We start from the raw sequence: 12,595 nt of genomic DNA, 5'->3' as shown, positions 1-12,595 counted from the left end.
GCCCACGGCCTTGCGGCGGCGGGCTTTGTCCAAGTCAGGTGCGATCAGCGCGCGGCGACCAGCTTGATCTCAACCTTCCAGGCCGGATTGGCCAGCTTGGCCTCCACCGTGGCGCGGGCGGGCACGTGGCCGGCCGGCACCCAGGCATCCCAGGCGGCGTTCATCGCTTCGTAATCGGCCAGGCTGGCCAGGAAAATGGTGACATCGACGATCTTGGTCTTGTCGGAGTCCAGTTCCGCCAGCAGGGCGTCGATCTGAGCCAGCACGTTCTCGGTCTGGGCGCGGGCGTCGGCCTCGGTGTTTTCCGGCACTTGGCCAGCCAGGAAGATCAGGCCATTGCTGACCACGGCCTCGGCCAGGCGGGCGCCCTGCTTGTGACGGTAGATGCTCATATCGTTCTCCATATGCGGTGGGTTATCGCCGTCGATTCTAGCGGCAAAGCGCTCAGCTGTCCCGCTGGGCCTGTGCCAGGTCCGCGATCAGCGCCGCCTCGCCCTCCACGCCCACCGACAGCCGGATCAGGTTGTCGTGGATGCCCAGCGCTGCGCGGCGCTCGGCCGGAATCGACGCGTGCGTCATCGCCGCCGGCAGGCAGACCAGGCTTTCCACCCCGCCCAGGCTCTCCGCCAGCGTGAACAGTTTCAGCCGCGACAGGAAGGCTTTCACATCGCCCTTCAAATAGAACGACACGATGCCGCCGTAGCCCTGCATCTGCCCGCGCGCCAGCTCATGCTGCGGATGACTCTCCAGCCCCGGGTACAGCACCTGCTCCACCCACGGCTGCGCCTCCAGCCAGCGCGCGATGGCCAGCGCATTGCGGTTGTGCTGCTCCACGCGCAAGGCCAGCGTGCGCAGCCCGCGCAGCACCAGGAAGCTGGGGAAGGCGTCCAGAATGGCGCCGACGGCGTTGTGCAGGAAGGCCAGTTGTTCGGCCAGCTCGGGTTTGTCGCGGCTGACCACCGCCACGCCGGCCACCACGTCGGAATGGCCGTTCAGGTATTTGGTGGCGGAATGGACCACGATGTCGAAGCCGAAATCCAGCGGCCGCTGGTTGACCGGCGAAGCGAAGGTATTGTCGACCACACCGATCAGGCCGTGACTGCGGGCGATGGCGGCCACTGCCTGCAAATCGACCAGCTGGTTCAGCGGATTGGACGGCGTTTCCACCCAGATCATCTTGGTATTCGGGCGGATGGCGGCCTGCAGCGCGGCGCTGTCGGCGGACGCGACGTAAGTCACCTCCAGATTGGCGCTGAGCTTGCGCACTTTCTCGAACAGGCGGTAGGTGCCGCCATACAGATCGTTGACCGCGATCAGGTGGCTGCCGGCCGGCAGCAGCTCCAGCACGGTGGAGATGGCGGCCAGGCCGGAGCCGAAAGCGTAGCCGCGCAGGCCGCCTTCCAGCTCGGCCACGGCGCGCTCCAGCGCCTCGCGCGTCGGGTTCTGCGAACGCGAGTATTCATAGCCGGTATGCTCGCCCGGCGCGCTCTGGCGGTAGGTGGACGTGGCGTAGATCGGCGGCATCACCGCGCCGAATGCGTCTTCATGGGCGCCGGCGGTCACGGCCAGGGTGTGGAAATCCGTCATGGTTGATCCTCTCGATGCTATTTACGGCAATAGTTCCGGCCCAGTCGGCGGGCCGTGTCATGGGGGGCGCTCAGGCCGCGCGCGGCTGACGCCGCCAGAAGGACAGCAGATCGGCCTGGGTGATCAGGCCCAGATAGCGGCCGTTGTCCACGATCAAGGCGATATGGCCGTCGTTGAACACCTGCAGCAAATCCTGCAGCGAGGCATGCGGCGACAGCGTCTGCACATGGTCGCTCATCGCGCTGCGCACGGTCTGGCGGAAGTTGTCCGGCTCGCCGTTCACCGACAGCAGCAAATCCCACTCATCCAGCACGCCGACCACGCGGTCGTCCTCCAGCACCGGCATCTGCGACACATCGTGCAGGCGCATGCGCTGGTAAGCCACGTTCAGCGGCTCGTCTGGATGGCATGATACGGTGCTGCCATCCTGATGGCGGCGGACGATCAGATCGGTCAGGCCGCCCAGCTGCGGCAGGCGCAGCATGCCCTGATCCACCAGCCAGTCGCGGTTATACATCTTGGACAGGTACTTGTTGCCGCTGTCGCACACCAGCGTCACCACCCGCTTGGGGACCGTCTGCTCGCGGCAATAGCGCAAGGCCGCCGCCAGCAAGGCGCCGGACGAGGAGCCGGCCAGGATGCCCTCGGCGCGCAGCAGCTGCTGCGCGGTATCGAAGCTTTCCTGATCGCTGATGCGGAAGGCGCGCCGCACCTGGGAGAGGTCGGTCTGCGGCGGGATGAAGTCTTCGCCTATGCCCTCGATCAACCAGCTGCCGGCCTGGCCGTAGCTGCCGGTTTCGACATAGTCCGCCAGCACCGAACCCACCGGATCGGCCAGCACGAAGGCGGTATCGGGAGAGCGGGCGCGGAAGAAGCGGCTCAGGCCGGTCAGCGTGCCGCTGGAGCCCACGCCCACCACCACCGCGTCCACCTTGCCGTCCATCTGGCGCCAGATCTCCGGGCCGGTAGTGGTCTCATGCGCCAGCGGGTTGGCTGGATTGTTGAATTGGTCGATATAGTAGGCGCCGGGGGTTTCGCTTGCGATGCGCGCCGCCAGGTCCTGGTAATACTCCGGATGGCCCTTGCCCACGTCGGAGCGGGTCAGCACCACTCGGGCGCCCAACGCCTGCAGGTGCAGAATCTTCTCGCGGCTCATCTTGTCCGGCACCACCAGCGTCAAGGGATAACCCTTCTGCGCCGCCACCAGGGCCAGGCCCAAGCCGGTGTTGCCGGCGGTGGCTTCGATGATGGCGCCGCCAGGCTGCAGCAGGCCGTCGCGCTCGGCCGCCTCTATCATCGTCAGCGCGATGCGGTCCTTGATCGAGCCGCCCGGATTCTGGCTTTCCAGCTTCAGGTACAACTCGCAGGGGCCGGTGTCCAGATGGCTTACCTTCACCAGCGGGGTATTGCCGATCAGCGACAAAACCGACATATCTTTCATCTCAACACTCCAGGCTATTTTAAAATTACTTTTAGTAATTTTTAGTTATATAAAAAGCAAAAAATTTTCTACTTCTTCGCCATCTTGCTACCCAGGTATAGCAAGGCTTTACACCACCGCGCTGGCTTGCATGAAGCTGTAGAAAAACACCAGCTCCGGATCGCTGCGCAGTTGACGCAGCTCGCGCGTCATTTCCTCGACCAGCTGCGCGTCCACTCGGCCAGATTCGATCAGTTGATCCGCCGCCGACAGCAGCAGCTCGGTCCAATAGTCCAGCACCAACTGGCGGCGGTGCGGCTCGCGGCTGTCCAGATGCCAGGTCTTGACCCGCGTTTCCACGTCGCGGAAGCCCAGCCGCAGCAGCATATTGCCCAGCTTGGCGCCGACGAAGGGATCGCCGCCGACTGCCAGCTGATGGTCATTGAAGGCCAGCCAGTATTGCTGCAGCCGCGCCGAGTACGGCGCCATGAAGAAAGTGGCGTTCATCGCTTCGGTCGCGTACAAGCGGGCGCCGGGCTTGAGCACGCGCCGCGCTTCGGCCAGCACCCGCTCCGGCGCATGCACGTGTTCCAGAATCCAGCACAGAAAGGCGCCGTCGAAGCTGGCCGGCGCGAAATCCATGTCCTCCGCGTCCATGTGCAGCAGCGTGGCTCGCTCCTGGAACGGGCTGCCCTGCAGCCTTTGCCGCGCCACCGCCAGCTGGCGTTGGCTGAAGTCGATGCCGGTTATGTTCAGGTCCGGAAAGCGGCGCAACAGGATTTCAGTTTGCGCGCCGACGCCGCAACCGACCTCCAGCAGCCGGCCGCCGCCGGAAAAGTCGACGTCGCGGTACACCATGGCCTCGAAAAATCGGGCCTGGCGCACCAGCCGCGCCTGTTCAGTGGCGGAAAAGCCATGGATGTACGGCTGATCCTGCGGCGCTTCCGCCAGTTGCAATGCACTCATCGATGACCTCGCTCGGATAAGCAACAGGCCCACATTATATTTCTCACAGCTATTTGGAAAACAAATTTTATTAGAAATTTGAATATAGAGAAAAACTCTAACCGCGCGCAGGCAAGAAAAAACCCGCATCGGCTCGATGCGGGTTTGATCATGGCGACCGTCTGGATCAGGCCAGCGCGGTCTGCCTCAGGTTCTGCGAGAAGCGCTGCAGCGCGGCGATGCCGGAGGCCTCAGCGCGGCTGCACCAGTCCTGCAACTCCTGCAGCAGTTGCTCGCGGCTCATGCTGGAGCGCTCCCACAGACGCGTCAGCTCCTGTCGCATCGTGTAGATGGTGGCCAACACCTGGCTTTGCTCCAGAACCTTGGCCAGTTGCGCGCGCTCGGCTTCCGGCATGTCCTTCGCGTCCTGCTTCAGCCATACCTTCATCTTGCGCTTCAAGTTGACCTGCGGCAGCTCCGGCAGGCTCAGCTTGGCCAGCTCCGCGCGGTATTCCGCCTTCAGCTCGCGCGCGTAGCGGGAGGCGATGGCGTAGCGGTTGGCGATGATGGCCTGCAAATGCTCCAGATCCAGCTGCGGCCGCGACGGATCCTGCGCCAGTTGCGGCGCCACCTTGCGCACCGTGGCCAGCTTCAGGCTCGCCAGGATGCGGATGTACATCCAGCCGATGTCGAACTCGTACCACTTGTACGACAGCTTGGCCGAGGTGCCGAAGGTGTGGTGGTTGTTATGCAGCTCTTCGCCGCCCACCAAAATGCCCCAGGGCACCAGGTTGGTGGACGCGTCTTCATTCTCGAAATTGCGATAGCCCCAGAAGTGGCCCAGGCCATTGATGACGCCGGCGGCCCAGAACGGGATCCACACCATCTGCACCGCCCAGATGGTCAACCCCAGCGGCCCGAACAGGATCAGGTCGATGATCAACATCAGCACGATGCCCTTGGCGTTGTGGCGGCTGTAGACGTTGCGCTCCAGCCAGTCGTCCGGCGTGCCGTGGCCGAACTTGTCCATGATGGACTGATCCTTGCAGGCGGCGCGGTACAGCTCGGCGCCTTCCCACAGCACTTTCTTGATGCCCAGCACTTGCGGGCTATGCGGGTCTTCCTGCGTTTCGCAGCGGGCATGATGCTTGCGATGGATGGCGGCCCATTGCTTGGTGACCATGCCGGTGGTCAGCCACAGCCAGAAACGGAAAAAATGGCTGGCGATGGGATGCAGATCCAATGCGCGGTGCGCCTGGTGGCGATGCAGGAAAATGGTGACGGAGGCAATCGTGATGTGGGTCAGGATCAGGGCGGCAACGATATAGCCCCACCACGGAAGGTCCATCAGACCGTTGAGCCAGTTCATGTCTTGAATCAATCCAATTACTTAGATGTAAAGCTCTATTCTATAGCACAGCCGGCGCCGCTGTCAGAGCGTTTTTCCCGCCCTCGCCGCCGAACACACCATCCAAACCGCTGTTGGTGTACCATAGAGCCTCATTTCACCCTAGTTCAGAAAAATACTAGTGTTGCCAAAACGTCAGCTGATCATTGCCGGCGCCGCCATCGGCGGCCTGTTTGTCCTGTACGCGGGTTCCAGCTATTGGGCCGGCGTCAAGGCCGAAGACACCTTGCAGGAGCAATACCGGATGCTTGCCGGTGTGCCGCTGTTCAAGGTCAAATCGCACAGTTACGAACGCGGCTGGTTCTCGTCCAGCGAGACCACCGAACTGGTGTTCAACCGCCATCTGTCCGGCCCTTACGAAAACATGCTGCCGGATAATATGAAGCCGTTGCTGAACGCCACGATCAAGTTCACCAACCATATCCAGCATGGTCCGCTGCCAGGCTTGGGTTCGTTCGACTTCCGTCCGGGGCGCGCGCTGGTGCGCACCGAGTTCGCGATGAGCGACGCCACCCGCAAGACGCTGAAGACCTTCTTCGGCGACAAGGAGCCGATCACCATCGTCAACCGCATCGGCTTTGGCGGCGGCGGCCTGCTTGACGTCAGCGTGCCGGCCTTCGACTACGAAGAAGCGCTGTCCGGCGTTAAGATGAAGTGGAAGGGCTTCGACCTCAAGGTCGACTATTCGCATAACTACCAAGACTACAAGACCGAGGCGCTGTCGCCGGGCTTCCTGCTGGAAGCGTCCAGCAAGGGCGGCGTGTCGTTCGACGGCGTGCATTACGCCTCCGACATGCGCTTGGGCGGCACCGGCGTCAAGCTGGGCACCAGCGAGCTGACCATAGGCAATGTGCAGCTGACCTCGCACGAGAGCGTGCCCTACAGCATCAAGCTCAACGAGCTGATCTACCTGATGACGCGCGTCCGCGTCGGCGAGTTCGTCAACCCGTCCGGCGAATTCAAGCCGTCGTCGGTGGTGTTGAAAAATTTCAGCTACCAAATCGTCACCAGCGAGCAGGACGACTTCGTCAATACGCGCGGCAAGGTCAACTTTGCCGAGCTGAACATCAGCGACCATCGCTATGGCCCGATGCGCCTCGACGTGTCGGCCAACCACCTGCACGGCCCGACGCTGGTCAAGCTGGACAAGGCGATCAGCGCGATTCCGTTTGAAGGCGTGGACCCGGCGGTGCTGCGCAAGCAATACGTCGACACCATCAAGAAGAACGCGGTGCCGCTCTTGGAAAACAATCCCAAGCTGCTGATCAACGAGTTCTACCTGAAGATGCCGACCGGCGAAGCCAAGCTGCAAGGCAGCCTGGGCATCAACGGGCTGACCCCCGCGGACCTGAACGACATCACGCTGCTGGCCAAGCGCATCGAGGCGGAAGCCAAGCTGAGCCTGCCGCGCCAGACCCTGGAAGACCTGGTGCTGACCCAGGCCCGCAATCTGTTCACGGTGGACCACACGGCGGAAGAGCAGCCGAATATGAAGGAAGTGGAAGACCTGGCGCGCAGCCTGCTGGACAGCCAATTGTCGCAATGGAAGAACGACGGCTATCTGGTTGAGGACAAGGGGCAGATCTCCACCGATCTGAACTACAACGCGCAGGGCCTGACCATCCATCAGAAGAAAGTGCCGCTGCCCTGGCAGGATGAGCCTGCCGACGCTTCGGCGCCGGCGGCCGAGACCAAGGTCAAAAACTAACGGCGCCATCCATGCAAAAGGGGCTGTCTCTCGACAGCCCCTTTTTTTCATCTCTACGCGCAATCGGTCAGGACGCGTCTTCCATCTGGCTTTGCAGGTAGTTCTGCAAGCCCACCTTCTCGATCAGGCCGAGCTGGGTCTCCAGCCAGTCCACATGCTCTTCCTCGCTCTCCAGGATGTCCTCCAGCAGATCACGGCTGACGTAATCCTGGGAAGTCTCGCAGTAGGCGATGGCTTCGCGCAGCAGCGGCAGCGCGTCCATCTCCAGCTTCAGGTCGCACTCCAGCATTTCCTTCGGGTTTTCGCCGATGTGCAGCTTGCCCAGATCCTGCAGATTCGGCAGCCCTTCCAGAAACAGCACGCGCTCGATCAGCTTGTCGGCGTGCTTCATCTCGTCGATGGATTCTTCGTATTCGTGCTCGTTGAGTTTCTTCAGGCCCCAGTTCTTGTACATGCGGGCGTGCAGAAAATATTGATTGATGGCGGTGAGTTCGTTCTTGAGAATCTGGTTCAGGTATTTGATGACCTTCTTGTCGCCTTGCATGTCCTATCCTCCTGGGAAATCATCCAGGCATTATGGCACAGCAAGGCTTCATCTCAAGGCGCGATAGCGGCATGGCCGGCGAGAAATGCCGGCGGCGGGAAGAAGTCAGGCGGCGTTGCGGGCCACCGAGCAGGACGACAGTTCGATCTGGGCGTCCTTGCGGATCTGATTGGCCATGCAGGCGCACTTGCCGCAATCGGAAGCGATGCCGAGCTCGCGGCGCAGGTCGCACATGCGCGTGGCGCCGCCATACACCGCTTGGCGGATCTGGCTGTCGGTCACTGCGTTGCACAGGCAGACGTACATGGAAGCCCCCTCTGGCTTACAATCAAGAATAATTATCATCATCATAGAGACAAACAAGAATGATTGTCAATAACGTCGATAGAGTATGGAAGCCAAATGCCACAGTCGCCGCCATCATTGAGCGCGATGGCCGTTTTCTGATGATTGAGGAGGAAACGCCGGACGGGTTGCGGCTCAATCAGCCTGCCGGCCATCTGGAACGCGGCGAAACCCTGCCGCAGGCCGTCATTCGCGAAACGCGCGAGGAAAGCGGCTGGCATTTCACCCCGCGCGGCTTGGTCGGCATTTACCTGGCGGACCGCGCCGGCAGCGACATCACCTATCTGCGCTTCGCCTTCGCCGGCGACGCCGCCGCGCCCGAAAGCGCCGTCGCACTGGATGAGGGCATCGTCGCCGTGCACTGGCTGACGCGCGAGGAGATCGCCGCCCAGTCCCAGCGGCTGCGCAGCCCGGTGGTGATGCAATGCATCGACGACTATCTTAATGGCATACTGTATCCGCTGGAACTGATACGCGACCTGCGCTGAGCCCCACCGGATACCGCCTATGATCAAAGCCCTGCTGGCCTTATTGCTCTTTTGCGCCCTGCCCCAGGCCTTCGCCGATGCGCTAAACATCTGTTATCATTACCGATGTTCCAGGCACGCCTCCTTCGAACTATCCGCAGAGGAGCGTGATTGGCTGGCGGCGCGGCTATTCCAGGCCGATACGGCGCAAAACGAGCGCGAGGCGGTAGCAGACGCGGTTCAGGCCTTGTACTTCATCGCCGCGCGCGATATGCCGATCTGGCAGGACAAAGGCGGCAATTTCCATGACGGCCCGGCCGAAGGCCGGATGGATTGCGTGGACCACAGCAGCAATGTCACCACCTTTCTGCGCTACCTGGATAGCCAGGGCTGGTTGAAATTCCACCATGCGGCGCCACCTGAATGGCGCGCGCCGCATATTCTGGACTTGCACTACACCGGCGTGCTGCACGATACCGCCGCCAATCAGGACTGGGCGGTGGACACTTGGTTCAAGGATTTCGGGGAACCGCCCGTGGTGGTTCCCCTTTCAGTTTGGATGACGGGTTACGAGCCGCCGGCCGTACCCGAGCCTGTCAAACAGGCAAGCAACAGCAAGGAAGGAAGCACCCCGTGACGGGTAAGAAACGCATCGTCGTCGGCATGTCCGGCGGCGTGGATTCGTCGGTAACGGCCTGGCTGCTGAAGCAGCAGGGCCATGAAGTGATCGGCGTGTTCATGCAAAACTGGGAAGACGACAACGACGACGAATACTGCTCCATCAAGCAGGACGCGCTGGACGCGATGAGCGTGGCCGACATCGTCGGCATCGACATGGAAATCGTCAATTTCGCCAAGGAATACAAGGACCGCGTGTTCTCGTACTTCCTGAAGGAATACTCGGCCGGCCGCACGCCGAATCCGGACGTGCTGTGCAATGCCGAGATCAAGTTCAAGGCCTTCCTCGACTACGCGATGGAACTCGGCGCCGACTGCATCGCCACCGGCCACTACGCGCGCAAGATGGAACAGGACGGCGTCCATTACCTGATGAAGGCGGTGGACCACACCAAGGACCAGAGCTACTTCCTGTACCGCTTGCAGCAGCATCAGTTGGCGAAGGCCATCTTCCCGCTGGGCGACATCAAGAAGACCGAAGTGCGCCAGCTGGCGGAACAAGCCGGCCTGCCCACCGCCGCCAAGAAAGACTCCACCGGCATCTGCTTCATCGGCGAGCGGCCGTTCCGCGAGTTCCTGCAGCGCTACCTGCCCACTTCGCCCGGCCAGATGGTGACGCCGGACGGCAAAGTCGTGGGCGAGCACATCGGCCTGATGTACTACACGCTGGGCCAGCGCAAGGGCCTGACGATCGGCGGCAGCAAGGACGGCAACGGCGAGCCGTGGTTCGTCGCCGGCAAGGATATCCCGGGCAACAAGCTGATTGTGGTGCAAGGCCACGACCACCCGCTGCTGCTGAAGCCGACGCTGTCCATGGCCGACCTGAGCTGGACGCTGCCGGACGCGCCGGCGCCAGGCGACTACAGCGCCAAGAACCGCTATCGCATGGCCGATGCCGCCTGCTCGCTGTCTTCCATTGTCGACGGCCAGGCCAGCCTGCGCTTCCAGGAGAAGCAATGGGCTGTCACCCCAGGCCAATCGGCTGTGCTGTACCACGGCGACATCTGCCTGGGCGGCGGCATCATCCAGTAAGCCCTGGCGTCGGCCATCATCAGCGGACATGAAAAAGGCAGGTCAATGACCTGCCTTTCGCTTTTCCTTCAAGCCGGAATCAGTGGCCGTTGGCGTGGGAACAGCCGGAGATCAGGTTCTTCAGATCGTCCACTTTCACCAGCTGGATATGCTTGTGATCGACGGCGATCCAGCCCTGCTGCTGGAACTTGGACAGCGTGCGGCTGACGGTCTCCAGCTTCAGGCCGAGGAAGCTGCCGATCTCCTCGCGGCTCATGCGCAGGATGAAGTCGTTGGCGGCGAAGCCGCGGGTGGACAGGCGCTGCGACAGGTTCAGCAAGAAGGCGGCAATGCGCTCCTCGGCCTTCATATTGCCAAGCAGCAGCATGACGTTCTGGTCGCGCACGATTTCGCGGCTCATCAGCCGGTAGAAATGGTGCTGCAGGCTGGGGATGTCGCGGCTCAGCGTCTCCATGCGGTTGAACGGCAGCTCGCACACCTCGCTGTCCTCCAGCGCGATGGCGTCGCAGCTGTGGTTGCCGGTGGAAATGCCGTCCAGACCCATCAGCTCGCCGGACATCTGGAAACCGGTGACTTGTTCGCGGCCGTCCTGGCTGGCGACGCAGGTTTTGAAGAAGCCGGTGCGCACGGCGAACAGCGACTTGAAAGACTCGCCGCTATGGAACAGGTACTCGCCTCGCTTCAGACGGCGGCTCTGCCGAATCACCGTATCGAGCTGGCTCATCTCCTCGCGATTGAGGCCAACCGGGAGACACAGCTCGCGCAAACTACAGCTGGAGCAAGAGACTTTTAAACTATGCAGGGGTATGTGATTGTGTTCTGACATGCTGTATGGGCTGCAAGCCGGTAAAGGTTGACCCTTATCAATACTGAGTTCACGGGTTTTCCGCAAATTTACCAGTACACCAGAAGTTTTTCCATCAGAAAACGACATGAAAACCACCCATCCCTATTCTCCCGCTCATTTTGAGTTTGATCGCGAGCTGATCGAACGACTGGATGGCTCAGGGCCGCGGTACACATCGTACCCGACCGCGGATCGCTTTACATCCAATTTTTCCGAAAGCGACTATCTGCTTCGCTTGAAGCAGCGCCGCATCGGCGCCAACCGCAAGCCCTTATCGCTTTACGTGCACATACCGTTTTGCAACACGGTCTGTTTCTACTGCGCTTGCAACAAGATCATCACCAAGGACAAGAGCAAGGCCGACATCTATCTGGACTATCTGGAGAAGGAAATCCGCCTGGTGGCCGAGCAGCTCGGTTGCCGCGAAAAAGTCATCCAGCTGCACTTTGGCGGCGGCACCCCCACCTTCCTGTCCGATGCCCAGCTTGAACGATTGATGGGCATGCTCTCCACCCATTTTGAATTCATGCCAGATGGAGAATATTCCATAGAGATCGATCCGCGCAAGGTTTCGCGCGAAACGATGCAAAAACTGGCGGAATATGGCTTCAATCGCATCAGCGTCGGCGTGCAGGACTTCGAGCCGGCCGTGCAGAAGGCGGTCAACCGCGTTCAGAGCGAAGAGGAAACCCGCGCCGTGATCGAGGCCGGGCGCGCGGCCGGCATCCAGTCGGTCAGCCTGGACCTGATCTACGGCCTGCCGCTGCAGACGCGCGAATCGATGCTGCGCACGCTGGAAACCGCGCTGGCGCTCGATCCGGATCGGTTGGCCTTGTACAACTACGCCCACCTGCCGACGGTATTCATGCCGCAGCGCCGCATCCATGAGGCCGACCTGCCGCCTGCCGGCGTCAAGCTGGACATCCTGCAGGACGCGGTGAAGATGCTGACCAATGCCGGCTATGTGTTCATCGGCATGGATCATTTCGCCAAGCCGGACGACGAGCTGGCCGTCGCCTTGCGCCAGGGCCGGCTACAACGCAACTTCCAGGGCTATTCCACCCACGCCGACTGCGACATGCTGGGCTTCGGCGTGTCATCCATCGGCAAGATCGGCGCCTGTTACACGCAGAACGACAAGACGCTGGAAGGCTATTACGCCGCGCTGGATCAGAAAAAGCTGCCGGTGGTGCGCGGCCTGACGCTGGACAACGACGACGTGCTGCGCCGCACCATCATCCAGGGCCTGATGTGCCGCTTCTCGCTGTCGGTGGAGGCCATCGAGGAAATCTACGGCATCAATTTCGCCCAATACTTCACCGAAGAAATGCCGCAGATCCGGGTTTTCCAGCAGCAGGGCCTGCTGTCCTTCGACGGCGACTTCCTGATGGTGGAGCCCAAGGGCCGTTTCCTGATCCGCAATATCGCGATGATCTTTGACCGGCATCTGCGCGAACGGCAGACTCACGCCCGTTATTCCAAAACCATCTGATCGATCCCCCTCGCGCCTCCGGCGCGAGATTTCATGCCTGCGCGCCTTGCAGGAACACAAGCGGCAAGGCGCGCGCAGCCGGCCGCCGTCCTTTCATGGCCTGCACCATCCAATGCTGTCTC

The 12,595-nt window shown here is 61.6% G+C and carries 13 protein-coding genes; 5 read left to right on the top strand and 8 right to left on the bottom strand.

What is annotated here, in order from left to right:
• Positions 1–44: 44 nt before the first annotated feature.
• The 5 genes from JHD59_RS03355 to JHD59_RS03335 form a co-directional block, all read right to left on the bottom strand.
• Positions 45–392, bottom strand: a complete 348-nt coding sequence (locus JHD59_RS03355) for a RidA family protein (RefSeq protein WP_103320852.1) — start codon at positions 390–392, stop codon at positions 45–47.
• A 52-nt stretch (positions 393–444) separates the two neighbouring features.
• Positions 445–1,587, bottom strand: a complete 1,143-nt coding sequence (locus tag JHD59_RS03350; RefSeq protein ID WP_199153143.1) for a PLP-dependent aspartate aminotransferase family protein — start codon at positions 1,585–1,587, stop codon at positions 445–447.
• A gap of 70 nt (positions 1,588–1,657) precedes the next feature.
• The gene (locus tag JHD59_RS03345; protein ID WP_199153142.1) at positions 1,658–3,028 is read right to left on the bottom strand and encodes a cystathionine beta-synthase; all 1,371 of its coding nucleotides are present in this window, start codon (positions 3,026–3,028) and stop codon (positions 1,658–1,660) included.
• 108 nt (positions 3,029–3,136) lie between these two features.
• Positions 3,137–3,973, bottom strand: coding sequence for a class I SAM-dependent methyltransferase (locus JHD59_RS03340; RefSeq protein WP_103320855.1), 837 nt, complete (start codon positions 3,971–3,973; stop codon positions 3,137–3,139).
• A gap of 166 nt (positions 3,974–4,139) precedes the next feature.
• On the bottom strand, positions 4,140–5,321 hold the full coding sequence (locus JHD59_RS03335) for a fatty acid desaturase (RefSeq protein ID WP_199153141.1): 1,182 nt from the start codon (positions 5,319–5,321) through the stop codon (positions 4,140–4,142).
• A gap of 160 nt (positions 5,322–5,481) precedes the next feature.
• On the opposite strand from JHD59_RS03335, the gene JHD59_RS03330 reads away from it, so the two are divergent.
• Complete coding sequence (locus JHD59_RS03330; RefSeq protein WP_368671516.1) at positions 5,482–7,068, top strand: YdgA family protein; 1,587 nt, start codon at positions 5,482–5,484, stop codon at positions 7,066–7,068.
• A 67-nt stretch (positions 7,069–7,135) separates the two neighbouring features.
• Here JHD59_RS03330 and bfr read toward each other — a convergent pair whose 3' ends face one another.
• Together bfr and JHD59_RS03320 are read right to left on the bottom strand one after the other, a co-directional pair.
• Positions 7,136–7,612, bottom strand: coding sequence for a bacterioferritin (gene bfr / locus JHD59_RS03325; protein WP_043624334.1), 477 nt, complete (start codon positions 7,610–7,612; stop codon positions 7,136–7,138).
• A gap of 105 nt (positions 7,613–7,717) precedes the next feature.
• Positions 7,718–7,918, bottom strand: a complete 201-nt coding sequence (locus JHD59_RS03320) for a (2Fe-2S)-binding protein (protein WP_199153140.1) — start codon at positions 7,916–7,918, stop codon at positions 7,718–7,720.
• Between the two features lie 59 nt (positions 7,919–7,977).
• Here JHD59_RS03320 and JHD59_RS03315 point away from each other — a divergent pair, with 59 nt between their 5' ends.
• The 3 genes from JHD59_RS03315 to mnmA are packed head-to-tail and all read left to right on the top strand — an operon-like array spanning position 7,978 to position 10,134.
• The gene (locus JHD59_RS03315; protein WP_199153139.1) at positions 7,978–8,445 is read left to right on the top strand and encodes an NUDIX hydrolase; all 468 of its coding nucleotides are present in this window, start codon (positions 7,978–7,980) and stop codon (positions 8,443–8,445) included.
• Between the two features lie 19 nt (positions 8,446–8,464).
• Entirely contained in the window at positions 8,465–9,061 is a 597-nt protein-coding gene (locus tag JHD59_RS03310) for a hypothetical protein (RefSeq protein ID WP_199153138.1), read from the top strand.
• Positions 9,058–10,134, top strand: a complete 1,077-nt coding sequence (gene mnmA / locus JHD59_RS03305) for a tRNA 2-thiouridine(34) synthase MnmA (RefSeq protein WP_199153137.1) — start codon at positions 9,058–9,060, stop codon at positions 10,132–10,134. The genes JHD59_RS03310 and mnmA overlap by 4 nt, the downstream gene beginning before the upstream one ends.
• Before the next feature lie 79 nt (positions 10,135–10,213).
• Here the strand turns inward: mnmA and fnr are convergent, their stop codons facing one another.
• Complete coding sequence (gene fnr / locus JHD59_RS03300; RefSeq protein WP_103320862.1) at positions 10,214–10,960, bottom strand: fumarate/nitrate reduction transcriptional regulator Fnr; 747 nt, start codon at positions 10,958–10,960, stop codon at positions 10,214–10,216.
• A gap of 106 nt (positions 10,961–11,066) precedes the next feature.
• Here fnr and hemN point away from each other — a divergent pair, with 106 nt between their 5' ends.
• Positions 11,067–12,473, top strand: a complete 1,407-nt coding sequence (gene hemN, locus JHD59_RS03295) for an oxygen-independent coproporphyrinogen III oxidase (RefSeq protein ID WP_199153136.1) — start codon at positions 11,067–11,069, stop codon at positions 12,471–12,473.
• Positions 12,474–12,595 lie beyond the last annotated feature (122 nt).

Source organism: Chromobacterium sp. ASV23, from assembly GCF_016428945.1.
Lineage (GTDB): Bacteria > Pseudomonadota > Gammaproteobacteria > Burkholderiales > Chromobacteriaceae > Chromobacterium > Chromobacterium sinusclupearum.
Note: the sequence above shows the minus strand (reverse complement) of the source record. Positions and strands in the feature narration are given on the sequence as shown.

Excerpts from the sequence above, each read along its gene's own strand:
- JHD59_RS03345 (WP_199153142.1), bottom strand. The coding sequence starts at position 3,028 with ATGAAAGATATGTCGGTTTTGTCGCTGATCGGCAATACCCCGCTGGTG.
- hemN (WP_199153136.1), top strand. The coding sequence starts at position 11,067 with ATGAAAACCACCCATCCCTATTCTCCCGCTCATTTTGAGTTTGATCGC.
- JHD59_RS03310 (WP_199153138.1), top strand. The coding sequence starts at position 8,465 with ATGATCAAAGCCCTGCTGGCCTTATTGCTCTTTTGCGCCCTGCCCCAG.
- JHD59_RS03340 (WP_103320855.1), bottom strand. The coding sequence starts at position 3,973 with ATGAGTGCATTGCAACTGGCGGAAGCGCCGCAGGATCAGCCGTACATC.
- JHD59_RS03315 (WP_199153139.1), top strand. The coding sequence starts at position 7,978 with ATGATTGTCAATAACGTCGATAGAGTATGGAAGCCAAATGCCACAGTC.
- fnr (WP_103320862.1), bottom strand. The coding sequence starts at position 10,960 with ATGTCAGAACACAATCACATACCCCTGCATAGTTTAAAAGTCTCTTGC.
- JHD59_RS03320 (WP_199153140.1), bottom strand. The coding sequence starts at position 7,918 with ATGTACGTCTGCCTGTGCAACGCAGTGACCGACAGCCAGATCCGCCAA.
- JHD59_RS03335 (WP_199153141.1), bottom strand. The coding sequence starts at position 5,321 with ATGAACTGGCTCAACGGTCTGATGGACCTTCCGTGGTGGGGCTATATC.
- JHD59_RS03355 (WP_103320852.1), bottom strand. The coding sequence starts at position 392 with ATGAGCATCTACCGTCACAAGCAGGGCGCCCGCCTGGCCGAGGCCGTG.
- JHD59_RS03350 (WP_199153143.1), bottom strand. The coding sequence starts at position 1,587 with ATGACGGATTTCCACACCCTGGCCGTGACCGCCGGCGCCCATGAAGAC.
- bfr (WP_043624334.1), bottom strand. The coding sequence starts at position 7,612 with ATGCAAGGCGACAAGAAGGTCATCAAATACCTGAACCAGATTCTCAAG.